We start from the raw sequence: 20,908 nt of genomic DNA, 5'->3' as shown, positions 1-20,908 counted from the left end.
ATGAGCGGTCGATGAGAGTCTCAGCGGAACGCGGGCGCGCGCGGGGGAGGGTCGGCCGCGCCCTTGCGCAGCATCGGCAGCACCCGGGCCGGGACGAGCTCGGACAGCACGATCACGCTGCTGGTGCGTGCGACCGATCCCGAGCCGCTGATGTGGAGCAGGGTGTCCTTCAGGTCCTCGTGCGAGGTCGCGGCGATCTTGCAGACGATGTCGGCGTCGCCGCTCGTGATGAACGCCTCCAGCACGTTCGGCAGCGACTCCAGCTCGTCGGTGACGTCGGCGATGGAGCCCTGCACGATCTGCAGCGTGACGAACGCCTGCACGGGGTGGCCGGCCGCGGCGAGGTCGATGTCGGGCGCGTAGCCCGTGATGACGCCGGCCTCCTCCATCTTGCGCAGCCGGGAGGCCACGGTGGCGCGGGCGACCCCCAGCAGGCGCGACAGCTCGAGGTCGCCGACGCGGGGATGGGTGTGCATCGCGTCGATGAGGGCGACGTCCAATCGGTCCAACATGTCCTGAGCGTAGCAATCTGCACAGCCAGACACCCGCGTTCGTGTGTGAAATGGCAGGTCTGACCACCTTCGCGTGCACCGGTTGCCCAGTCGGCCAGATGAGTGTGTCCTGAGTCACATGAGCCTTGACCTCACCGATGCCGAGCGCCTCGCGCACCTCGACCTCGAGCAGCTCCAGCAGCTGGTCGGCCTGGTCGAGCACGACTCCTCCACCGACCCGTTCCCCGTGACGGGCTGGGACGCGATCGTGTGGAACGTCGGCAACGCGACGCAGTCCGCCCACTTCTTCATGTCGGCCTACGCGATGGACCTCGTCGCGTACTCCGGGCCCGAGACCGGAAACCGCGACCACCACGCCTACGTCCTGGCGAGCGGTGCCGTGCGGTTCGTGCTGAAGGGCGGCGTCGACCCCGACAGCCCCGTCATGGACCACCACCGCCGTCACGGCGACGGCATCGTCGACATCGCGCTCGAGGTGCCCGACGTGGACACCTGCGTGAACCAGGCGCGAGCCCAGGGCGCCACGATCCTCGAGGAGCCGCACGACGTCACGGACGAGCACGGGACGGTGCGGATGGCCGCCATCGCGACCTACGGCGAGACGAGGCACTCGCTCATCGACCGGAGCCGCTACTCGGGGCCGTACCTGCCCGGCTACGTCGCGCGGTCGTCCACGATGAAGCGGCCCGACGGTGCGCCGAAGCGGATCTTCCAGGCGCTCGACCACGTCGTGGGCAACGTCGAGCTCGGCCGCATGGACGAGTGGGTCGACTTCTACCGCCGCGTCATGGGCTTCACGAACATGGCCGAGTTCGTCGGCGACGACATCGCCACCGAGTACAGCGCGCTCATGAGCAAGGTCGTGGCCAGCGGCAACCACCGCGTGAAGTTCCCGCTCAACGAGCCGGCGATCGCCAAGAAGAAGTCGCAGATCGACGAGTACCTGGAGTTCTACGGCGGCCCGGGCGCGCAGCACCTCGCGCTCGCCACGAACGACATCCTCGCCACCGTGGACTGGCTCCGCGACGCCGGCATCGAGTTCCTCGCGACGCCGGACTCCTACTACACCGACCCGGCCCTGCGCGAGCGCATCGGCGAGGTCCGGGTCCCGATCGAAGATCTGCAGCAGCGCGGCATCCTCGTCGACCGTGACGAGGACGGCTACCTGCTGCAGATCTTCACCAAGCCGATCGGCGACCGGCCGACAGTGTTCTTCGAGCTGATCGAGCGTCACGGGTCGCTGGGCTTCGGCAAGGGCAACTTCCAGGCGCTGTTCGAGGCGATCGAGCGCGAGCAGGCACGGCGAGGGAACTTCTAGGGAGTCCGCACATGGCCCACTACCGCAGCGCCGGGCTCGTCCCGCCGAAGCGCCACACCCAGCACCGCGCTGTGGACGGCTCGCTGTACCGCGAGGAGCTGATGGGCGAGGAGGGCTTCAGCTCGGACTCGTCGCTGCTCTACCACGTGGGCGTGCCCTCGGCGATCGTCGAGGCGCGCACGTGGGACCTGCCCGACCAGGCCACGACGCCCAACGAGCCGCTGCTGCCGCGGCACCTCAGGCTGCACGACCTGTTCACCGACGCCGATCGCGACCTGGTGCGGGGGCGCCGGCTCGTGCTCGGCAACGGCGACGTGCGCATCTCCTACGCCGTCGGCGACCACGTCTCGCCGCTGTACCGCAACGCCACGGGCGACGAGTGCGTCTTCATCGAGTCCGGCAGCGGCGTGCTGGAGACGGTGTTCGGCCACCTGCCGTTCGGTCCCGGCGACTACCTGCTGGTGCCGCGCGCCACGACCCACCGCTGGGTCCCGGTCGGCGAGGTGAGGGCGTACTGCATCGAGGCGAACAGCCACATCGGCCCGCCAAAGCGGTACCTGTCGCGCTTCGGGCAGCTGCTCGAGCACGCGCCGTACTGCGAGCGCGACCTGCGCGCACCGAGCGATCCGGAGGTGCGCGACGAGGGCGCGGTGGAGGTCTACGTGAAGCATCGGGGCTCCGGGCCGGCCGGTCTCTCCGGCACCATGCACGTGGTGCCGCGCCACCCCTTCGACGTGGTCGGCTGGGACGGCTGCCTCTACCCCTACGCGTTCAACGTGCGCGACTTCGAGCCGATCACCGGGCGCGTGCACCAGCCGCCGCCCGTGCACCAGGTGTTCGAGGGGAACAACTTCGTCATCTGCAACTTCGTGCCGCGCAAGGTCGACTACCACCCGCTGGCCATCCCGGTGCCGTACTACCACTCGAACGTCGACTCCGACGAGATCATGTTCTACGTCGACGGCGACTACGAGGCGCGCAAGGGCTCGGGCATCGGCAAGGGCTCGATCTCGGTGCACCCGGGCGGTCACTCGCACGGTCCCCAGCCCTCGGCGATCGAGGCGAGCCTGGGCGCGGAGTCCTTCGACGAGCTCGCGGTCATGGTCGACACCTTCCGCCCGCTCGAGCTGGGCGAGGGCGGTCGGGCCGTCGACGACGGGGTCTACCACCTCTCGTGGGGGCGGGGATGACGGCGGCTGCCTTCGAGGCGCTGTTCGACGACGCGGCGGTCTTCCCGCCGGGGAACGCTCCGGTGGACGTCGCGGTGAAGGACCACCTCGCTCGAGAGACGACCCCGGACGCGGCGTACGTCGGGCCGCTCGTGTGCGACGTCCCGCGGCTGCCGGGGGTGCTCGACGCGGCCGTACGACCGGTGCGCGTGTCCGTCGTGGGCGCCGTGGAGGAGCTGGCACCCGCCCTCCGAGGGCTGATGGGGTCGCCGGTCGAGCCCGTCGGTGCCGAGCTGCGCGGGCCGATCTCGCTGCTGCCCGACCTGCCGGTGCACTCGATCGCCGTCGAGATGCCGTGGGGAGCGGGGTTCCACGTGCCGCCGGGCGCCCTGCTGAAGCTGCGGTGCGGTGGTGCGTACGTGCCGACGGTGGACGAGCTGGCCGGGGCGATCGTGCACTGCGTCGAGCACGGCAAGGCGTTCAAGCTGACGGCAGGACTGCACTCGGCGATCGCGCACGACGGAGCCCACGGCTTCGTCAACGTCATGGCCGCGGTCGTCGCGGCCACCCGGGGCCAGGACCCGGCGCCGGTGCTGACGTCCGCCGCGGAGGAGCTCGACCTGGAGACCCTCGGCGAGTCGCGACGACTCTTCCGGTCGATCGGCACGTGCAGCATCGACGAGCCGCTGGCCGACCTGTGTGCGCTGGGGCTGCTGGGATGACCGAGTTCACCGCGGGCACGCTGCCGTACTGCAGCTTCACGGCGCCCGACCTCGACGAGCCGCACGTCGGCGTCGGGGTGGGCACGCGCGTGCTCGACGTGACCGCGCTGGCCCCGCACGTGCTGCCGGACCACGCGCACCTGTTCACATCCGGCACGCTCGACGAGCTGCTCGCCGCCGGACCCGACACATGGGCGGCGGTGCGGTCGGCGCTGCTCGAGCACGTCGCTCGGTCACCGGCGACCCGGCGTGCCGAGGACGTGGGGCTGCTGCTGCCGTTCACGGTCGCCGACTACGTCGACTTCTACGCCTCGCGCCACCACGCGACGAACGTCGGCCGCATCTTCCGGCCCGACGGCGAGCCGCTCACGCCCAACTGGGACCACCTGCCGATCGGATACCACGGCAGGGCGGGGACCGTCGTGGTCTCGGGGACCCCCGTCCGGCGACCGTCCGGGCAGACGCGTACCGCAGACGGGACGATCGCCTTCGGCCCGAGCGCGAAGCTCGACATCGAGGCCGAGATCGGATTCGTGGTCGGTGCCGGGTCCGAGCTCGGCGAGCCGGTCGGCGTCGACGCGTTCGAGCAGCACGTCTTCGGCGTCTGCGTCGTGAACGACTGGTCCGCCCGCGACATCCAGGCCTGGGAGTACGTGCCGCTCGGCCCGTTCCTGGGCAAGTCGTTCGCGACGTCGGTGTCGCCGTGGATCGTGCCCTGGGCCGCGCTGTCCGACGCCCGGATCGACCCGCCAGCCCCTCACGCCGATCTCCAGGAGTACCTGCGCCCCGCGGGCCACGGCCTCGACCTCGAGCTGACGGTGTCGATCAACGACACGGTCGTCTCGCGGCCGCCGTTCGCGACCATGGCCTGGACGCCGGCCCAGATGCTGGCCCACCTCACGGTCAACGGCGCCTCGCTGCGCCCCGGCGACCTGTTCGCGTCCGGCACGGTCAGCGGCCCGGAGCGCGACCAGGTCGGGTCGCTGCTGGAGCTGACCTGGAACGGCACCGAGCCACTGAAGCTGGAGGACGGGAGCGAGCGGTCGTTCCTGCTCGACGGGGACCGCGTCACCATCACGGCCGCGGCCCGCACCCACGACGGACGACTCGTGCCGCTGGGCGAGGTCGACGGAGTCGTGGCCTGACGGCCACGGGGAGGAGAGACATGTTCGAGGAAGGCCAGTACTTCGCGCCGATCGTCACCAAGGGCGACGGCAGCGTCTCGGTGCAGCTGGGGGAGGGGCATCCCGGGCTGGAGGATCCCGAGTACCGCGAGCGGCGCGACCGCATCGCGACGGCGGCGGCGCAGTGGAGGCCGGGCGACCCGGCCCCGCTCATCGACTACACGGACGACGAGCACGAGGTCTGGCGCGTCGTGTGCGCCGACCTGCACGAGAAGCACCGGGAGTACGCCTGCCAGGAGTACCTCGACGGCAAGGAGGCGTTCGGCCTGGCCGAGGACCATGTGCCCCAGCTCCACGAGCTGTCCGAGGCGCTCGCGCCCCTGACCGGCTTCGCCTACCAGCCGGCGGCGGGCCTGGTGCCGCTGCGCGAGTTCTACGGCGCGCTCGCCGACAAGAAATTCTGGGCGACGCAGTACGTGCGCCACCACTCGGTGCCGCTCTACACGCCGGAGCCGGACGTGCTGCACGAGGTCGTCGGGCACGGGAACACGCTCGCCGACCGCCGGTTCACCGACCTCTACGAGGCAGCGGGCGCGGCGGCCCGGCGCGTGGAGTCCGACGAGGCGCTGGAGTTCGTCAGCAAGGTCTTCTGGTTCACGCTGGAGTTCGGCGTGGTCCACGAGTCCGACGGGTTGAAGGCCTACGGCGCGGGGATCCTGTCCAGCCCGGGGGAGATCGAGGAGTTCCGCCACATGGCGATCCGGCCGCTCGATCTCGCCGACATGGGCACGACCGACTACGACATCACCCACTACCAGGAGGTGCTGTTCGCGGCCTCGTCGTTCAGCCAGGTCCAGGACGTCGTCGGCGGCTTCTGGGACACCTGCACCGACGACTCGATCGCCGCGTTGAAGGTCGCTGCCTGAGGACGGCCGGGGCTGATGTGGCACAGTGTCGCCGTGGCGATCTGGAAGGCGGTCGACGGTGCTCCCGACACTTCGGTGTCCGAGCCGACGGCCGTGACGATCGGGAACTTCGACGGCGTCCACCGTGGCCACCAGTCCCTGCTCGCCGCCACGCGCGCCGTGGCCGGCGACCTCTCCACGGTGGCGATCACCTTCGATCCTCACCCCGTCGCGATCTTCGCGCCCGACCGCGCACCCGCCCGGCTGACGACGCTCGAGCGTCGCATCGAGCTGCTGCACCAGCACGGCGCCGACCACGTGCGCGTCCTGGACTTCACCAGGGAGATGGCCTCCTGGTCGCCCGTCGAGTTCGTGCAGGCCGTCGTGCTCGACCAGTGCCACGCGCGCGCGGTCGTGGTGGGGGAGGGCTTCCGCTACGGCAGCCGTGCCTCCGGCTCGATCGAGACCCTCGCGGCCTCGGGCGCCGAGCACGGCTTCGTCGCGCAGGAGTCCGCGCTCGCCGGCGACGAGGAGGCCTTCTCGTCCACCCGGGTGCGCGCCGCGGTCGCCGCGGGTGACGTCGAGCTCGCCGCCGAGCTGCTCGGCCGCCCCCACGAGGTCGAGGGCGTCGTCGTCGAGGGCGACCGCCGCGGCCGCGAGCTCGGGTTCCCCACGGCGAACGTGCCGGTCGACGCCACCTACGCGGTCCCGCCCGACGGCGTGTACGCCACCCGGCTGCTGCTGCCCGACGGCACGCGGCTGCCGGGAGCCACGTCGGTGGGCACCAATCCCACCTTCGAGGGCGTGGTGGGACGCCGCGTGGAGACCTACGTGCTCGACCGCGACGACCTCGAGCTGTACGGGCAGCGGGTGCGCGTGGAGTTCGTCGCGCGACTGCGCGAGATGGTCGCCTACGACTCGCTCGACGCGCTCGTCGAGCAGATGCACCGCGACGTCGCCCAGGCGCGCGCGGCACTGCTCGCCTGACCCCGCACGGCGATTGGCCCCGCGCGGGCCCGCGCTGATACTCTGATGGTTGCCGTAGATCGGCCACGGAACGAGAGTGCCCCGGTGAACAGGCCCGGGCGCGCCGTGCAACGGACATCCCAAGGAGAAACGTGTCGAAGAAGACTGCTGCCCCCACGGTGGCGAACCTGTCGAAGAGCGAGATCATCGCCGAGTACGCCACCAGCGAGGGCGACACCGGATCCGCGGAGGTCCAGATCGCGCTGCTCACCGGCCGCATCTCGCACCTGACCGGACACCTGCAGGAGCACAAGCACGACCACCACAGCCGTCGCGGCCTGCTGCTGCTCGTCGGCCAGCGTCGCCGTCTGCTGAACTACCTGCAGAACGAGGACATCGAGCGCTACCGCTCGCTCATCGAGCGACTCGGCCTGCGCCGCTGACATCGCGGGCGGTCATCCCTTCGGGGGTGGCCGCCCGTTCCGCATCACCACGCTGTACCTGAAACAACTGCATCTGAATCACCCATGACGAGGTCGGCGATTGCTCGGTCCTCGGTAGTGGCCCTCGGAGCCCTTGGGGCGACCGCGGGCCTCGATCGAAGACCGGCCCGGCCCGGGTCCGAACGCGGACCGCGCCGGCGCAGCCACCTCGTCCCGACAGCGCAGGGGAGCATCCCCTGCAGAAGGGACATCAATGTCCGACATCACCTCCGTGGAGACCGTGATCGACAACGGTCGATTCGGCACCCGCACCATCCGCCTCGAGACCGGTCTGCTCGCCCAGCAGGCGGCCGGCTCCGTCTCGGCCTTCCTGGACGACGACACGATGCTGCTCTCGGCCACCACGGCCGGCAAGCACCCGAAGGACCACTTCGACTTCTTCCCGCTCACGATCGACGTCGAGGAGCGCATGTACGCCGCGGGCCGCATCCCGGGCTCGTTCTTCCGTCGTGAGGGACGTCCGTCCGAGGACGCGATCCTCACGTGCCGCCTGATCGACCGCCCGCTGCGCCCGACCTTCAAGAAGGGTCTGCGCAACGAGGTCCAGGTCGTCATCACGGTCCTGGCGCTCAACCCCGACACCCCGTACGACGTCCTGGCGATCAACGCCGCCTCGGCGTCCACGCAGATCTCGGGCCTGCCCTTCAGCGGCCCGGTCGGCGCCACGCGCGTCGCCCTGATCGACGGCCAGTGGGTCGCGTTCCCGACGCACAGCCAGCTCGAGGACGCCGTGTTCGACATGGTCGTCGCGGGTCGCATCGCGGGCGACGACGTCGCGATCATGATGGTCGAGGCCGAGTCCACCGAGAAGACGTGGGAGCTCGTCCAGGGTGGCGTCCAGGCGCCCACCGAGTCGATCGTGGCCGGTGGCCTCGACGCGGCCAAGAAGTTCATCCGCCAGCTGTGCGAGGCGCAGGCCGAGCTGGCCTCCGCCGCCGCGAAGCCCGTCCAGGACTTCCCGGTCTTCCTCGACTACGAGGACGACGCCTACGAGGCCGTCCGCGAGATCGCGTCGGCCGACATGGCCGAGGCCCTCACGATCGTCCGCAAGGCCGACCGCGAGGTCCGCGAGTCCGAGATCAAGGCCAACGTCATCGAGCAGCTCGGTGCGCGCTTCGAGGGCCGCGAGAAGGAGCTCGGCGCCGCGCTGCGCTCGCTCACCAAGTCGCTCGTGCGCGATCGCGTCCTGCGCGACAACGTCCGCATCGACGGCCGTGGCCTGGCCGACATCCGTGCCCTGTCCGCCGAGGTGGGCATCGTTCCTCGCGTGCACGGCTCGGCGCTGTTCCAGCGTGGCGAGACCCAGATCATGGGCATCACCACGCTGAACATGCTCGACCTGGAGCAGAAGCTCGACACGCTCTCGCCCGAGACCACGCGTCGCTACATGCACAACTACAACTTCCCGCCGTTCTCCACCGGTGAGACCGGACGCGTGGGCTCGCCCAAGCGTCGCGAGATCGGCCACGGCGCCCTGGCCGGCCGGGCCCTGCTGCCCGTCCTGCCCTCGCGCGAGGAGTTCCCCTACGCGATCCGTCAGGTGTCCGAGGCGCTCAGCTCCAACGGCTCCACCTCGATGGGCTCGGTCTGCGCGTCCACCCTGGGCCTGCTGAACGCCGGTGTGCCGCTGCGCGCGCCGGTCGCCGGCATCGCGATGGGCCTCATCTCCGGTGAGGTCGACGGCGAGCAGAAGTTCGTCACGCTGACCGACATCCTCGGAGCCGAGGACGCCTTCGGCGACATGGACTTCAAGGTCGCCGGCACGCGTGACTTCGTGACCGCGCTGCAGCTGGACACCAAGCTCGACGGCATCCCCGCGGACGTGCTCGCCGGTGCGCTGCAGCAGGCGCACGACGCCCGCCAGACGATCCTCGACGTGATGGCCGAGGCCATCAGCGAGCCCGACGAGATGAGCCCCTACGCTCCGCGGATCATCACGGTGAAGATCCCGGTCGACAAGATCGGCGAGGTCATCGGCCCGAAGGGCAAGATGATCAACCAGATCCAGGACGACACCGGCGCGAAGATCTCGATCGACGACGACGGCACCGTCTACGTGGGCGCCGACAACGGCGACTCGGCCGAGGCGGCCAAGCAGGCCATCAACGCGATCGCCAACCCGACGATGCCCGAGGTCGGCGAGCGCTACCTCGGCACCGTCGTCAAGACGGTCGACTTCGGCGCGTTCATCTCGCTGCTGCCGGGCAAGGACGGCTTGCTGCACATCAGCAAGCTGCGCGAGCTCAACGGCGGCCAGCGCGTGAACAACGTCGACGACGTCGTGAAGGTCGGCGACAAGATCCAGGTCGAGATCGCCGAGGTCGGCGATCGCGGCAAGCTCTCGCTGATCCCCGTCTCGGACAAGTCCGAGGAGACGCAGGAGGCGGCGGCGGAGTCCACCGACGCCTGATCACCCGTTCCGCACGAGGCCCCGCACCGGTTGGTGCGGGGCTTCGTCGTTCGGCGAGACAGGGCTCGACAGCGGCGTGGACGTGAATATGGGAGCGTTCCCAAATTTCTCTTGACGTTCATGTGTGACGCAGGCCACACTGTATGGGAGCGCTCCCATGACCGGTGGGGGACCGACGGAAGGCACGACGTGAACACACGACGAATCGCCGCCTCACTTGCCGCAGTCATCGCCCTGGGCGGCCTCGCCGCGTGTGGTGGGAGCGACTCGGGCGAGGACGGGGACGACATCACCCTGCGGGTGAACCTGTTCGGCAAGTTCGGGTACACCGAGGCGTACAAGAAGTTCGAGGAGGCCCACCCGGGCGTCAAGATCGTCGAGACCGCCGAGGGCGACCTCGGCAAGTACAACACCAAGCTCACCCAGCAGATCGCCGCCGGGGGCGACGCCGGCGACGTGGTGGCGATCGAGGAGGGCCAGACGGTGGCGTTCCTGGCCGCCCCCGACAAGTTCGTCAACCTCCAGGACGAGGGCGGCAACGACGTCAAGGACCGTTGGCTCCCGTGGGTCTGGGACAAGGCCACCACCGCTGACGGCAAGACGACCATCGGCTACGGAACCGACGTCGGCGGCCTGGCGATGTGCTACCGCCGCGACCTGTTCGAGAAGGCGGGCCTGCCCACCGATCGCGAGGAGGTCGGCAAGCTCTGGCCCACGTGGGACGACTTCATCGCCACGGGCAAGAAGTTCCAGGCGGGCATCAAGGACGACAAGGTGGGCTTCATCGACTCGTCGACGAACACCTACAACTCGATCCTCATGCAGCAGGGCGACCACACGTACTTCGACCGCGACGACGAGCTGGTGTTCGACACCAACCCGGCGGTCAAAACCGCGTGGGACTACGCAGTCGAGATGACCGAGGCCGACCTGTCGGCGCAGCTGAAGGCCTTCAGCGACGAGTGGAACGCGGGCTTCAAGAACGGCTCGTTCGCCGCGGTGGCCTGCCCGGCCTGGATGACCGGCTACATCAAGGACCAGTCCGGTGAGGAGAACGCCGGCAAGTGGGACATCGCCACCGTGCCCGGTGGCGGCGGCAACTGGGGCGGCTCCTGGCTGGCGGTCCCGACCTCCAGCGAGCACCAGGACATGGCGCTGGAGCTGATCGAGTTCCTCAGCAACGAGGAGGGCCAGATGATGGCCTTCGACGCCGAGGGTCGCCTGCCGTCCCTGCCCGCGCTGTACGACCAGCCGGAGTTGAAGGAGGCCACGAACGCCTACTTCAACGAGGCGCCGATCGGCCAGCTCTTCGTGGCCGGTGCCTCGCAGCTCGAGCCGGTCTACCTCGGCACCAAAAACGTTCCCGTCCGTGACGCGGTGGAGAACGCACTGCGCAGTGTCGAGAACGGAGAGGTCCCGCCCGCCCAGGGCTGGGACGACGCATCCGCGGCGGCCGAGAAGGCCGCACGCTGACGCACCCCTGACGCGGCCGGTGTCCGCGCGTTCCTCCAAGGCGCGGACACCGGCTGCCCACGTTCCGGACCACTGATCGGAGAGGATCTCGCCATGGCACGCAAGCGGCTCGCACGGCAGCAGGGCGCCGGGCTCTCGTTCGTCTCGCCGTACTTCATCGTCTTCGCGGTGTTCGGCCTGTTCCCGCTCGTCTACACGGCCTGGGTCTCGATGCACGAGTGGACCCTGCTGGCCGGCAAGGTCGAGTTCATCGGGTTCGACAACTACACCGAGCTGCTCGGCGACTCGGCGTTCTGGCGGGCCCTGGTCAACACCTTCGGGATCTTCGTTCTGGCCACGGTGCCCCAGCTGGTGCTCGCCACGGTGCTCGCGCAGATGCTCAACACGGCGCTGCGCGGCCGCACCGCCTGGCGGATGGGCGTCCTGCTGCCGAACGTCGCGTCGGTGGCGGCCGTCGGCATCATCTTCGGGCTCATCTTCGCCCGCGACTACGGCATCGCGAACTGGCTGCTGGGCTTCGTCGGCATCGAGAACGTCGACTGGCGCGCCCACCGCTGGTCCTCGTGGCTCGCGATCGCGACGATGGTGGACTGGCGCTGGACGGGCTACAACGCGCTCATCCTCCTCGCGGCACTGCAGTCGGTGCCCAAGGAGCTGTACGAGGCGGCCCGGATCGACGGCGCTTCGGCCTGGCGGCAGTTCTGGTCGGTCACCGTGCCGATGCTGCGCCCCACCCTGATCTTCGTGACGATCATCGCCACCATCGGCGGGATCCAGCTCTTCACCGAGCCGTTGCTGTTCAACACCGGCGCCAACGCGATCTCCGGCGGCAACCGCGGCCAGTTCCAGACGGTGGCGATGTACCTCGTGCAGCAGGCCTTCACGGGCCAGCGGTTCGGGTACGCCTCCACGATCGCGTGGGTCCTCTTCCTCATCATCGCCGTCGTGGCGGCGATCAACCTGCTGCTGATGCGGCGCATCCGATCGGCGGACTGACATGAGCACCACCGCGCGCTCCACCGGCGCCTCCCCGATGATGTACGTCACCCTGACCTTCGTGGTGCTGCTGTCCGCGGCGCCCCTGTACTTCATGCTCGTCATGGCCTCGCGCGCCAACAGCGACATCCTCGGCATCCCGCCGCCGCTGCTGCCCGGCGACCAGTTGGCCATCAACATCGAGCGGGTCTTCGCCAACGACGACGTCCAGTTCGCCAAGGCGCTGCTGAACACCCTCGTGGTCGCCACGGTGGCCACGGTCTCCGTGGTGGTCACGTCGGCACTGGCCGGATTCGCCTTCGCGAAGCTGAGGTTCCGCGGCCGCGACGTGCTCCTGGTCGTCGTGGTGGCCACGATGATGGTGCCGGTGCAGCTGGGCCTGATCCCGCTGTACATGCTGATGACGAAGCTCGGCCTCGCGGGCGGGCTGGCCTCGGTGACGCTGCCGTTCCTGGTCAGCGGGTTCGGGGTGTTCTTCATGCGCCAGTACGCCATCCAGGCCATCCCCGACGAGCTGATCGAGGCCGCACGCGTCGACGGCGCGTCGACCCTGCGCATCTTCTGGTCGATCGTCTTCCCGGCGCTGCGACCGGCGGCCGCCGTGCTCGGGCTGCTGACCTTCATGGAGCGCTGGAACGACTTCCTGTGGCCGTACATCGCGCTCGACATCAACCACCCCACCGTGCAGGTCGCGCTCTCGCGCCTGTCCGGCGGGTACTACACCGACCAGGCGCTGGTGATGGCCGGGACCCTCATGGGAACCCTGCCGCTCGTCGTGGTCTTCATCGTGTTCGGCCGCCAGATCGTCGGCGGCATCATGGAAGGCGGCTTGAAGTCATGAACGGTCTGAACGAGCGATTCGACCCCGGCTTCGTCTGGGGCGTGGCCACCTCGGCCTACCAGATCGAGGGAGCCACGGACGAGGACGGCCGCGGTCCCTCCATCTGGGACACGTTCGCCGCGAGCCCCGGGCGCACCTTCGAGGGGCACACCGGTGAGGTGGCGGTGGACCACTACCACCGCTGGCCGGAGGACGTGGCGCTCGTCCGCGACCTCGGCCTGGGCGCCTACCGCTTCTCCGTGGCCTGGCCGCGGATCCAGCCCGACGGGAAGGGCCCCGCCGAGCCGCGCGGTCTGGCGTTCTACGACCGCCTCGTCGACGGACTCCTCGAGGCGGGGATCGAGCCCTGGCCGACGCTGTTCCACTGGGACCTGCCGCAGGCCCTCGAGGACGCGGGCGGCTGGCCCGAGCGTGACACCGCGGAGCGCTTCGCCGACTTCGCCGAGATCGTCGTGGACGCCCTGGGCGACCGTGTGCGGAACTGGACCACGCTGAACGAGCCGTGGTGCGCCGCGTTCCTGGGCTACGGCGCCGGGATCCACGCCCCGGGCCGCACCGAGCCAGCCGCCGCCATCGCCGCCTCGCACCACCTGCACCTGGCCCACGGCCTGGCCGTGCCGCGGATCCGTGAGAGCCGCCCCCAGGCGCGCGTCGGCGTGACGCTCAACCTCTACGCGGTGTCGCCGGCCGACGACACGGGGCGCCACGACGACGCGGCCCGCCGCATCGACGGGCTGATGAACCGCTGGTTCCTCGACCCGGTGCTGCTCGGCCGCTACCCGCAGGACGTGCTGGAGGATCTGGCCGGCTCGGCGGGACTCGACGCGATCCACGACGACGACCTCGCCGTCATCGCCGCGCCGCTGGACTTCCTGGGCATCAACTACTACTCGCGCCACGTCGTCGAGGCCGCGCCGTGGCCGGGGGCCTCGGAGGTCGGGTTCGTCGACCGCGTCTGGCCCAAGACCGCCTCCGGCTGGGACATCGACCCCGCCGGGCTCGGCGAGGTGCTGCGCCAGGTCGGCGCGGACTACCCGTCGATCCCGATCTACATCACCGAGAACGGCGCCGCGTTCGACGATCCCGTGTCGGTGGATGGGACGGTGCAGGACCAGGACCGCATCGACTTCATCGCCACGCACCTCGAGCAGGTGGCCGACGCGGTCGACGCCGGGATCGACGTGCGGGGATACTTCGCGTGGTCCCTGTTGGACAACTTCGAGTGGGCGGAGGGGTACGCGAAGCGCTTCGGGATCGTCCACGTCGACTTCGACACCTTGGTCCGCACCCCCAAGGCCAGCGCTCGGTGGTTCGCCGAGCTCGCCCGGACCAGCAGCACGAAGGAGAGGGCATGACTGACAGCCGCCAGCCGACGTTGGAGGAAGTGGCCCGGCTCGCCGGGGTGGGGCGCGGCACGGCGTCGCGAGTCGTCAACGGCTCGGAGCACGTGTCGCCGCACACCCGCGACGCGGTCGAGCGTGCCGTGCGCGAGCTGGGCTACGTGCCCAACCAGGCGGCGCGTGCACTCAGGACGCGCCGCACCGACACGGTGGCGCTCGTCATCGCCGAGGACGAGGAGCGCGTGTTCGCCGAGCCGTTCTTCGCCGGCCTCGTGCGGGGGATCTCGCGCGCCGTCGACGCGACGTCGCGGCGCCTCGTGCTCTCGATGGTGCCCGACGAGTCGCACCTCGACCGGCTCGGCCAGTTCCTCACGCCGCAGCACGTCGACGGCGTCATGGTCGTGTCGATGCACGACGCGCTCAGCCTCCCCGAGAGCCCCGACCTGCCGATCGTCCACGTCGGCCGGCCCCGTGACGCGGGCGCCTGCTACGTCGACGTGGACAACCTCGGGGGAGCGCGCCAGGCCGTGGACCACATCGTCGGACGAGGGCGTCAGCGCATCGCGTGCATCACGGGCCCGCAGGACCTGGCCTCCGGACGCGACCGCCTCGACGGCTACCGCGAGGCACTGGCCGCGGCCGGGCTGCCGTTCGAGGAGCGCCTCGTCGAGCCCGGGGACTTCAGCGACGCCAGCGGCGTCAGCGGAGCGGCGTCGCTCCTCGAGCGGTGCCCCGACCTCGACGCGATCTTCGCCGCGAACGACGTGATGGCGCTCGGCGCCCTGCGCGAGCTCTCTCGCCGTGGACTCCGGGTGCCCGAGGACGTCGCGGTGGTGGGCTTCGACGGCTCGCCCGCGGCCGCTGCCTCCACACCCGTGCTGACCACGGTCCACCAGCCCCTCGCCGAGCTGGGCACCACGGCGGTGGAGGTGCTGGCGCACCGCATCGACGATCCCGGCGCCGAGGTCCGGTCGGTCGTCCTGCCGGCCGAGCTGCGAGCGGGGGAGTCCGCATGAGCCGCGTCGTGTTCGACGGGGCGACCCGACTGTTCCCCGGCCAGGAGCGCCCGGCCGTCGACCACATCGACCTCGAGGTGGCCGACGGGGAGTTCCTCGTGCTGGTGGGCCCCTCCGGCTGTGGCAAGTCCACGACCCTGCGCATGCTCGCGGGCCTGGAGGACGTCGACGCCGGCCGCATCCTCATCGGCGACCGTGACGTGACGGGAGTTCCGCCTAAGGAGCGCGACATCGCGATGGTCTTCCAGAACTACGCGCTCTACCCGCACATGACCGTGGCCGAGAACATGGGCTTCGCGCTGCGGATCGCCAAGGTCTCGAAGGCCGACATCACCACACGGGTGGCCGAGGCGGCCGACCTGCTCGGCCTGACCGACTACCTCGACCGCAAGCCCAAGGCACTCTCGGGCGGCCAGCGCCAGCGCGTCGCGATGGGCCGCGCGATCGTGAGGTCGCCGCAGGTGTTCCTCATGGACGAGCCGCTGTCGAACCTGGACGCCAAGCTGCGCGTGCAGACCCGCACCCAGCTCGCCGCCCTCCAGCGCCGGCTCGGCACCACCACCGTCTACGTGACCCACGACCAGGTCGAGGCGATGACGATGGGCGACCGCGTCGCGGTGCTGAAGGACGGTGTCCTGCAGCAGGTCGCAGCCCCCCGCGAGCTGTACGACCGGCCCGTCAACCTCTTCGTCGCCGGCTTCATGGGATCGCCCGCGATGAACCTGCTGGAGCTGCCCGTCAGCGACGGGGGAGTGGCCTTCGGCTCGACCATCCTTCCGGTGCCGCGCGAGGCGCTGATTGGGGCCAGCGCGTCCACGATCGTGGTGGGGGTCCGTCCGGAGAACCTGGCGATCGCGCCCGAGGGTCTGCCCATCGTGGTCGACGTCGTCGAGGAGCTGGGTTCCGACGCGTACCTGTACGGACGCACCGACGGCGTGACCACGCCCGTGGTGGCGCGCACCGATTGGCGCAACCCTCCGGTGAAGGGGACGCCCACCCACCTGGCCGTCCTCGACCCCGAGGCGGTGCACCACTTCGACCCCCGGACGGGCCTGAGGCTCGGTCGATAGCATCGGGCGCATGACACGCGTGGCGGTACTGGGTGCGAAGGGCCGGATGGGATCGACGTCGGCGGCGGCGATCGAGGCGGCCGAGGGGCTCGAGCTCGTGGGGGGGATCGACGTCGGCGACGACCTCGAGTCGCTCGCGGGGGCCGGCGTGGAGGCGGTGCTGGTCTTCACGACCCCCGACGTCGCCTTCGACCAGGCGCGTTGGTGCCTCGAGCACGGGATCTCCGTCGTCATCGGCACCTCGGGCTTCGGCGACGACAAGGTGGCCGAGCTCCGCGAGGTCGTCGGCGGGCACGACGGCGTGGGTGCGCTGGTCGTCCCCAACTTCTCCATCGGCGCGGTGCTGATGATGCGCTTCGCGGCCCAGGCCGCGCCGTTCTTCGAGTCCGTCGAGGTCATCGAGATGCACCACCCCGACAAGGTCGACGCGCCCTCGGGCACCGCCGTCCGCACGGCCGAGGTCATCGCCCAGGCCCGGCGCGACGCCGGCTCGGCCGAACTGCCCGACGCCACCACGACCGACCCCGACGGAGCGCGCGGCGCGAAGGTCGAGGGCATCCCGGTGCACGCCGTTCGCGCGCGCGGCTTCATCGCCTCGCAGGAGGTCGTCCTCGGCGATCCGGGCGAGATCTTCACGATCCGTCACGACTCGTCCACGCGGGAGTCGTTCATGCCCGGCGTCGTGGCGGCGCTGCGCTGGATCCCCGGGCGCACCGGGGTCACCGTCGGGCTCGACGAGGTGCTCGGACTCGAGTGAGGAGCCTCAGCCGGCGATGAGCCGCACGAGCGCCGTGGACGCGGCCGCGGCGATCAGCATCGGCAGGAACGACACGTTGCGCCACAGCAGCACGGCGGCCACCGCGAGCCCGACGACGCGGGCGTCCAGCACGACCTCCTGGCCGTCGGTGAAGCCCTGCACGGCCACCAGCGCCGCGAGCAGGCCCACCGGGATGAACCCGGCGGCGCGCTCGGTGAGCGGGTGCTCGAGGACCTTGTCGGGCACCGACAGGCCCAGCAGCTTCAGGGCGTAGCAACCCACCGCCACCGCCAGCACGCCCCACCAGAGGTCACTCATCGCGACCTCCCGCGGGAACGAACCTCAGCCCCACCAGGACCGCCGCGACGCCCCCGATGATGATCGGGGCGCCAGGCGGCGTGAACGGCACGAGACCGAGCGCGACCGCGGCCGCCAGCAGGGCCAGCAGGCGCGAGGACGTCGAGTCCAGGCGCGGCCACAGCAGGCCGAGGAAGGCCGCGGCGACCGCTGCGTCGAGCCCGATGGCGCGCGGGTCGCCGATGCGCTCGCCCGCCACCGCGCCGATCAGGGTCATCAGGTTCCAGATCGCGAAGATGGTCAGGCCGGTCCAGTAGAAGCCGAGGCGGCCCTGCCGTGGGTCCTCCCGCACCACGGACATGGCGGTCGACTCGTCGATCACGATGTGGGCGGTCGCGAGGCGGCGCAGGCCCTTCACGCGCAACACCGGGGCCAGCGTGATGCCGTAGAACGTGTTGCGGATGCCCAGCAGGACGGCGGTCAGCGCGCCGGTCATCGGCGCACCCCCGGAGGCGACGACACCCAGGAACGCGAACTGCGACGCCCCGGTGAAGGCCAGGAACGACAGGGCGCACGCCTGCCACACCGACATGCCGCCGGTCGTGGCGAGGGCGCCGAAGGTGATGCCGTAGAGACCCACCCCGATCCCCACTCCGAGGGAGTCGGCGATGATCTCGCGGTCGGTGGTGGGCTCGCTCACGTCAGCGTCGTGTGGAGGCGGATCTGCTTGAGCGGACCGGTCGCGCCGGCGAACTCGCGGTGCGCGCCGTCGGCGTCCCAGCCCGAGTCGACCAGCCAGGAGCGCAGCACGTCGTCGGTGGGCGAGACCCACCAGACCGCGCGCTCGAAGCCGTCGGCCCGGACGGTGTCCACGCAGGCGTGCAGCAGCCGGGAGCCGTGCCCCAGGCGCTGGTGGTCGGCGGCGACGACGAACTCGCCGATCTCGGCGTCGCGGACCTGGTCGGCGTCGGGGTCGTGGCACGGGTGCACGAGGGCGAAGCCGCGCACGGAGGCCCGCTCGAGCGCCACGAGGGTGCGCATGCGTGCGTCACGGGGAGCGCTGATGAGCTGGCTCCAGCGCTGCGCCATCACTGACTCGTCGAGGGCGTCGAGCTCGGCCGGGTCGACGGCGCCGGTGTACGTGCGCACCCAGTGGTCGTGCTGGACCGCGGCGATCGCGGTGCTGTCGTCGGGCCAGGCGAGCCGGACGGAGAGATCGGCGCTCATCGGACGAACGCCTCGCGCAGGCCCGAGCTCGCGCCGTCGCGCTCCAGCGCGGTGGCGAACCGGTCGACGTTGCGCCGCGTCGGCCACGTGCCGAAGACGAGGGCCGCCAGGGCCGCGACGACGGTCACGAGCATCACGGCGCCGCCGATGAGGCCGGCCAGGCCGAGCACGGCGGAGAGCACGAGCGGGATCTCCAGGACGAGGAACGAGCGGGCGACGTGGGAGGAGAGGCGGCGGACCGAGGTCTCCTGCGGCGTGGGGTCGTCCACCGCCAGGGGAGCGGGCCGCGACCAGGCGCGCGAGACGAACGCGCCCGCCGCCAGGACCAGCGCGAAGAGGGCCAGCGCGACCCACCAGCGCGCCGCGGGCTCGTCCCCACCTCCGAACACGACGACGACGAGCGCGGCGAACAGGACGGTGACCCCGAGTTGGAGGGCGACGAATCGCTTCACGTCAGCAGGAGTCGGAGTGGTGGGTTCCGGCACGCCGGTCAGTATCTCACGCCGGTCGGGCCCGACTGTCGGGACGCGTTGCTAGTCTGCCGACATGCAGGCCTACCTCGATCTCGTCCGCCGGATCCTCGACGAGGGGGTGGCCAAGGGCGACCGCACCGGCACCGGCACGCGCAGCGTCTTCGGGCACCAGATGCGCTTCGACCTCGCCGACGGCTTCCCCGTGGTCACCACCAAGAAGGTGCACCTCAAGAGCGTCGTCGCCGAGCTGCTGTGGTTCATCGCCGGTGACACGAACACGCAGTACCTGCGCGACAACGGCGTCACGATCTGGGACGAGTGGGCCGACGACCAGGGCGACCTGGGCCCCATCTACGGCTACCAGTGGCGCTCGTGGCCGGCCCCCGACGGTCGGCACATCGACCAGCTCAAGGCCGTCATCGAGGCCATCAAGGCCGACCCGAACTCGCGCCGTCACATCGTCAGCGCCTGGAACGTCGCCGACCTCGACGCGATGGCGCTGGCGCCCTGCCATGCGTTCTTCCAGTTCTACGTCGCGGACGGCAAGCTGAGCTGCCAGCTCTACCAGCGCTCGGCCGACGTCTTCCTCGGCGTCCCGTTCAACATCGCGTCCTACGCGCTGCTGACCCAGATGGTCGCCCAGGTCACCGGCCTCGAGCCCGGCGAGTTCGTGTGGACGGGAGGAGACTGCCACCTCTACGTCAACCATCTCGACCAGGCGCGCGAGCAGCTCACGCGCGACCCGCTGCCGCTGCCCACGCTGCGTCTCGACCCCTCGGTCACCGACATCGACGACTTCACGCTCGACTCGATCACGATCGAGGACTACCGCTCGCACGCCGCCATCAAGGCCCCGATCGCGGTCTGAGGGATGACGGTCACGATCGCGGTGGCGGTGGGCGAGAACGGCGTCATCGGGTTCGACGGTGGAATGCCCTGGCCCCGCACGGGCGACATGCGCCAGTTCAAGGAGCTCACGTGGGGCCACCCGATCGTGATGGGCCGGGCCACCTACGCCTCGATCGGCCGGCCGCTCCCGGGCCGCACCTCCGTCGTGCTCACCCGGCAGCCCGACTTCGACCCGGGTGATCCGAGCGTGATCGTCGCGGGCGACCTCGACACGGCACTGGCCCGCGCGCGCGAGCTGGACGACGAGGTCTTCCTGATCGGCGGCGCGGCGGTGTTCGACGAGGCGCTGGCGCGTGACCTCGTCGACACGATGGTCGTCACGCACGTCCCGCTGAGCCCACCCGGCGACACGTTCTTCGCGCCCGTCGACCCGGCACGCTGGACCGAGACCGACCGGCAGCGGCACCCGGGCACGCCCGACTACGAGATCGCCACCTACGTGCGCCGCTGAACCCCTTGTCGTGCGCCCGTCCCCGTTCGACACTGGCGGAAAGGACAGGAGACACCCATGGCACACGGTGACATCACGCACATCGACATCCCGGTCGGCGACTACAAGAAGGCGCAGGACTTCTACGGCACCCTCTTCGGCTGGCAGATCGCGGAGGTCCCCGGCTTCGAGGGCTACCCGATGTGGCAGGCCCCCAACCAGATCAGCGGCGGCGGCCTCGCGCCCCGCTCGGACGACTTCACCCAGCCGCGCTCCTACGTCGAGGTCGACTCCATCGACGAGACGCTCGCCAAAGCACAGGAGCACGGCGCGCGCGTCGTGATGGAGAAGAACCCCATCTCCGAGACCAGCTGGTGGGCGATCTTCGAGGATCCCGACGGCAACGTGATCGGCCTCTACGAGGGCACGACCGACACGGGGGAGTGAGGC

The 20,908-nt window shown here is 70.5% G+C and carries 23 protein-coding genes; 18 read left to right on the top strand and 5 right to left on the bottom strand.

Going from position 1 to position 20,908, the window contains the following annotated elements; translation table 11 throughout:
* Window positions 1–20: 20 nt before the first annotated feature.
* On the bottom strand, window positions 21–512 hold the full coding sequence (locus ACY1JX_RS04090; protein ID WP_462565288.1) for an Lrp/AsnC family transcriptional regulator: 492 nt from the start codon (window positions 510–512) through the stop codon (window positions 21–23).
* Between the two features lie 118 nt (window positions 513–630).
* Here ACY1JX_RS04090 and hppD point away from each other — a divergent pair, with 118 nt between their 5' ends.
* From hppD to dapB, 15 genes are all read left to right on the top strand, one after another.
* A complete protein-coding gene (gene hppD / locus ACY1JX_RS04085) occupies window positions 631–1,830 on the top strand; it encodes a 4-hydroxyphenylpyruvate dioxygenase (RefSeq protein ID WP_462565287.1) in 1,200 nt (399 codons plus the stop codon).
* An 11-nt stretch (window positions 1,831–1,841) separates the two neighbouring features.
* On the top strand, window positions 1,842–3,020 hold the full coding sequence (locus ACY1JX_RS04080; protein WP_462565286.1) for a homogentisate 1,2-dioxygenase domain-containing protein: 1,179 nt from the start codon (window positions 1,842–1,844) through the stop codon (window positions 3,018–3,020).
* Complete coding sequence (locus ACY1JX_RS04075; RefSeq protein ID WP_462565285.1) at window positions 3,017–3,721, top strand: hypothetical protein; 705 nt, start codon at window positions 3,017–3,019, stop codon at window positions 3,719–3,721. The genes ACY1JX_RS04080 and ACY1JX_RS04075 overlap by 4 nt, the downstream gene beginning before the upstream one ends.
* Window positions 3,718–4,866, top strand: a complete 1,149-nt coding sequence (fahA, locus tag ACY1JX_RS04070) for a fumarylacetoacetase (protein ID WP_462565284.1) — start codon at window positions 3,718–3,720, stop codon at window positions 4,864–4,866. The genes ACY1JX_RS04075 and fahA overlap by 4 nt, the downstream gene beginning before the upstream one ends.
* Window positions 4,867–4,886: 20 nt before the next feature.
* Window positions 4,887–5,771 carry a phenylalanine 4-monooxygenase gene (locus ACY1JX_RS04065; RefSeq protein ID WP_286928021.1) on the top strand — a complete coding sequence of 295 codons (885 nt, stop codon included), beginning with the start codon at window positions 4,887–4,889 and terminating at the stop codon, window positions 5,769–5,771.
* Window positions 5,772–5,804: 33 nt separating this feature from the next.
* Complete coding sequence (locus ACY1JX_RS04060; protein WP_462565283.1) at window positions 5,805–6,737, top strand: bifunctional riboflavin kinase/FAD synthetase; 933 nt, start codon at window positions 5,805–5,807, stop codon at window positions 6,735–6,737.
* A gap of 158 nt (window positions 6,738–6,895) precedes the next feature.
* Window positions 6,896–7,159, top strand: coding sequence for a 30S ribosomal protein S15 (rpsO, locus tag ACY1JX_RS04055; RefSeq protein WP_153303087.1), 264 nt, complete (start codon window positions 6,896–6,898; stop codon window positions 7,157–7,159).
* A gap of 253 nt (window positions 7,160–7,412) precedes the next feature.
* Complete coding sequence (locus tag ACY1JX_RS04050; protein ID WP_462565282.1) at window positions 7,413–9,629, top strand: polyribonucleotide nucleotidyltransferase; 2,217 nt, start codon at window positions 7,413–7,415, stop codon at window positions 9,627–9,629.
* A 189-nt stretch (window positions 9,630–9,818) separates the two neighbouring features.
* The gene (locus ACY1JX_RS04045) at window positions 9,819–11,102 is read left to right on the top strand and encodes an extracellular solute-binding protein (RefSeq protein WP_181755458.1); all 1,284 of its coding nucleotides are present in this window, start codon (window positions 9,819–9,821) and stop codon (window positions 11,100–11,102) included.
* Between the two features lie 93 nt (window positions 11,103–11,195).
* Window positions 11,196–12,098 carry a carbohydrate ABC transporter permease gene (locus ACY1JX_RS04040; RefSeq protein ID WP_181755459.1) on the top strand — a complete coding sequence of 301 codons (903 nt, stop codon included), beginning with the start codon at window positions 11,196–11,198 and terminating at the stop codon, window positions 12,096–12,098.
* A 1-nt stretch (window position 12,099) separates the two neighbouring features.
* Complete coding sequence (locus ACY1JX_RS04035) at window positions 12,100–12,939, top strand: carbohydrate ABC transporter permease (RefSeq protein ID WP_181755460.1); 840 nt, start codon at window positions 12,100–12,102, stop codon at window positions 12,937–12,939.
* Window positions 12,936–14,294, top strand: a complete 1,359-nt coding sequence (locus tag ACY1JX_RS04030; RefSeq protein WP_462565281.1) for a GH1 family beta-glucosidase — start codon at window positions 12,936–12,938, stop codon at window positions 14,292–14,294. The genes ACY1JX_RS04035 and ACY1JX_RS04030 overlap by 4 nt, the downstream gene beginning before the upstream one ends.
* Window positions 14,291–15,295 (top strand): LacI family DNA-binding transcriptional regulator, encoded by a 1,005-nt coding sequence (locus ACY1JX_RS04025; RefSeq protein WP_462565280.1) that lies wholly within the window; start codon window positions 14,291–14,293, stop codon window positions 15,293–15,295. The genes ACY1JX_RS04030 and ACY1JX_RS04025 overlap by 4 nt, the downstream gene beginning before the upstream one ends.
* The gene (locus ACY1JX_RS04020; protein ID WP_181755463.1) at window positions 15,292–16,365 is read left to right on the top strand and encodes an ABC transporter ATP-binding protein; all 1,074 of its coding nucleotides are present in this window, start codon (window positions 15,292–15,294) and stop codon (window positions 16,363–16,365) included. Before ACY1JX_RS04025 ends, ACY1JX_RS04020 begins: the two co-directional genes overlap by 4 nt.
* Before the next feature lie 10 nt (window positions 16,366–16,375).
* Entirely contained in the window at window positions 16,376–17,122 is a 747-nt protein-coding gene (gene dapB / locus ACY1JX_RS04015; protein ID WP_286928005.1) for a 4-hydroxy-tetrahydrodipicolinate reductase, read from the top strand.
* 6 nt (window positions 17,123–17,128) lie between these two features.
* On the opposite strand, the gene ACY1JX_RS04010 is transcribed toward dapB, so the two are convergent.
* The 4 genes from ACY1JX_RS04010 to ACY1JX_RS03995 are packed head-to-tail and all read right to left on the bottom strand — an operon-like array spanning window position 17,129 to window position 19,098.
* Window positions 17,129–17,440 carry an AzlD domain-containing protein gene (locus tag ACY1JX_RS04010; protein WP_078701217.1) on the bottom strand — a complete coding sequence of 104 codons (312 nt, stop codon included), beginning with the start codon at window positions 17,438–17,440 and terminating at the stop codon, window positions 17,129–17,131.
* On the bottom strand, window positions 17,433–18,119 hold the full coding sequence (locus ACY1JX_RS04005) for an AzlC family ABC transporter permease (RefSeq protein WP_181755466.1): 687 nt from the start codon (window positions 18,117–18,119) through the stop codon (window positions 17,433–17,435). The genes ACY1JX_RS04010 and ACY1JX_RS04005 overlap by 8 nt, the downstream gene beginning before the upstream one ends.
* Window positions 18,116–18,646, bottom strand: a complete 531-nt coding sequence (locus ACY1JX_RS04000) for an N-acetyltransferase family protein (RefSeq protein ID WP_462565279.1) — start codon at window positions 18,644–18,646, stop codon at window positions 18,116–18,118. The genes ACY1JX_RS04005 and ACY1JX_RS04000 overlap by 4 nt, the downstream gene beginning before the upstream one ends.
* Window positions 18,643–19,098, bottom strand: a complete 456-nt coding sequence (locus ACY1JX_RS03995) for a hypothetical protein (protein WP_286928000.1) — start codon at window positions 19,096–19,098, stop codon at window positions 18,643–18,645. The genes ACY1JX_RS04000 and ACY1JX_RS03995 overlap by 4 nt, the downstream gene beginning before the upstream one ends.
* A gap of 94 nt (window positions 19,099–19,192) precedes the next feature.
* Between ACY1JX_RS03995 and ACY1JX_RS03990 the strand changes: the two genes are divergently transcribed.
* Genes ACY1JX_RS03990 through ACY1JX_RS03980 form a run of 3 tightly spaced genes read left to right on the top strand, consistent with a single transcriptional unit; the run spans window position 19,193 to window position 20,905 of the window.
* Complete coding sequence (locus ACY1JX_RS03990) at window positions 19,193–19,987, top strand: thymidylate synthase (protein ID WP_286927999.1); 795 nt, start codon at window positions 19,193–19,195, stop codon at window positions 19,985–19,987.
* 3 nt (window positions 19,988–19,990) lie between these two features.
* Window positions 19,991–20,479: a dihydrofolate reductase gene (locus tag ACY1JX_RS03985; RefSeq protein ID WP_462565278.1), complete on the top strand. Its 489-nt coding sequence runs from the start codon at window positions 19,991–19,993 to the stop codon at window positions 20,477–20,479.
* A 57-nt stretch (window positions 20,480–20,536) separates the two neighbouring features.
* Window positions 20,537–20,905 carry a VOC family protein gene (locus ACY1JX_RS03980; RefSeq protein ID WP_286927995.1) on the top strand — a complete coding sequence of 123 codons (369 nt, stop codon included), beginning with the start codon at window positions 20,537–20,539 and terminating at the stop codon, window positions 20,903–20,905.
* The last annotated feature ends 3 nt before the right edge of the window (window positions 20,906–20,908 follow it).

The organism is Aeromicrobium sp. JP4 (assembly GCF_054957925.1).
Note: the sequence above shows the minus strand (reverse complement) of the source record. Positions and strands in the feature narration are given on the sequence as shown.

Excerpts from the sequence above, each read along its gene's own strand:
- ACY1JX_RS04020 (WP_181755463.1), top strand. The coding sequence starts at position 15,292 with ATGAGCCGCGTCGTGTTCGACGGGGCGACCCGACTGTTCCCCGGCCAG.
- ACY1JX_RS04075 (WP_462565285.1), top strand. The coding sequence starts at position 3,017 with ATGACGGCGGCTGCCTTCGAGGCGCTGTTCGACGACGCGGCGGTCTTC.
- ACY1JX_RS04035 (WP_181755460.1), top strand. The coding sequence starts at position 12,100 with ATGAGCACCACCGCGCGCTCCACCGGCGCCTCCCCGATGATGTACGTC.
- ACY1JX_RS04065 (WP_286928021.1), top strand. The coding sequence starts at position 4,887 with ATGTTCGAGGAAGGCCAGTACTTCGCGCCGATCGTCACCAAGGGCGAC.
- ACY1JX_RS04080 (WP_462565286.1), top strand. The coding sequence starts at position 1,842 with ATGGCCCACTACCGCAGCGCCGGGCTCGTCCCGCCGAAGCGCCACACC.
- dapB (WP_286928005.1), top strand. The coding sequence starts at position 16,376 with ATGACACGCGTGGCGGTACTGGGTGCGAAGGGCCGGATGGGATCGACG.
- ACY1JX_RS04025 (WP_462565280.1), top strand. The coding sequence starts at position 14,291 with ATGACTGACAGCCGCCAGCCGACGTTGGAGGAAGTGGCCCGGCTCGCC.
- ACY1JX_RS04040 (WP_181755459.1), top strand. The coding sequence starts at position 11,196 with ATGGCACGCAAGCGGCTCGCACGGCAGCAGGGCGCCGGGCTCTCGTTC.
- ACY1JX_RS04000 (WP_462565279.1), bottom strand. The coding sequence starts at position 18,646 with ATGAGCGCCGATCTCTCCGTCCGGCTCGCCTGGCCCGACGACAGCACC.
- ACY1JX_RS03990 (WP_286927999.1), top strand. The coding sequence starts at position 19,193 with ATGCAGGCCTACCTCGATCTCGTCCGCCGGATCCTCGACGAGGGGGTG.
- hppD (WP_462565287.1), top strand. The coding sequence starts at position 631 with ATGAGCCTTGACCTCACCGATGCCGAGCGCCTCGCGCACCTCGACCTC.
- ACY1JX_RS04050 (WP_462565282.1), top strand. The coding sequence starts at position 7,413 with ATGTCCGACATCACCTCCGTGGAGACCGTGATCGACAACGGTCGATTC.
- ACY1JX_RS04090 (WP_462565288.1), bottom strand. The coding sequence starts at position 512 with ATGTTGGACCGATTGGACGTCGCCCTCATCGACGCGATGCACACCCAT.
- ACY1JX_RS03985 (WP_462565278.1), top strand. The coding sequence starts at position 19,991 with ATGACGGTCACGATCGCGGTGGCGGTGGGCGAGAACGGCGTCATCGGG.
- ACY1JX_RS04030 (WP_462565281.1), top strand. The coding sequence starts at position 12,936 with ATGAACGGTCTGAACGAGCGATTCGACCCCGGCTTCGTCTGGGGCGTG.
- ACY1JX_RS03980 (WP_286927995.1), top strand. The coding sequence starts at position 20,537 with ATGGCACACGGTGACATCACGCACATCGACATCCCGGTCGGCGACTAC.
- ACY1JX_RS04010 (WP_078701217.1), bottom strand. The coding sequence starts at position 17,440 with ATGAGTGACCTCTGGTGGGGCGTGCTGGCGGTGGCGGTGGGTTGCTAC.
- fahA (WP_462565284.1), top strand. The coding sequence starts at position 3,718 with ATGACCGAGTTCACCGCGGGCACGCTGCCGTACTGCAGCTTCACGGCG.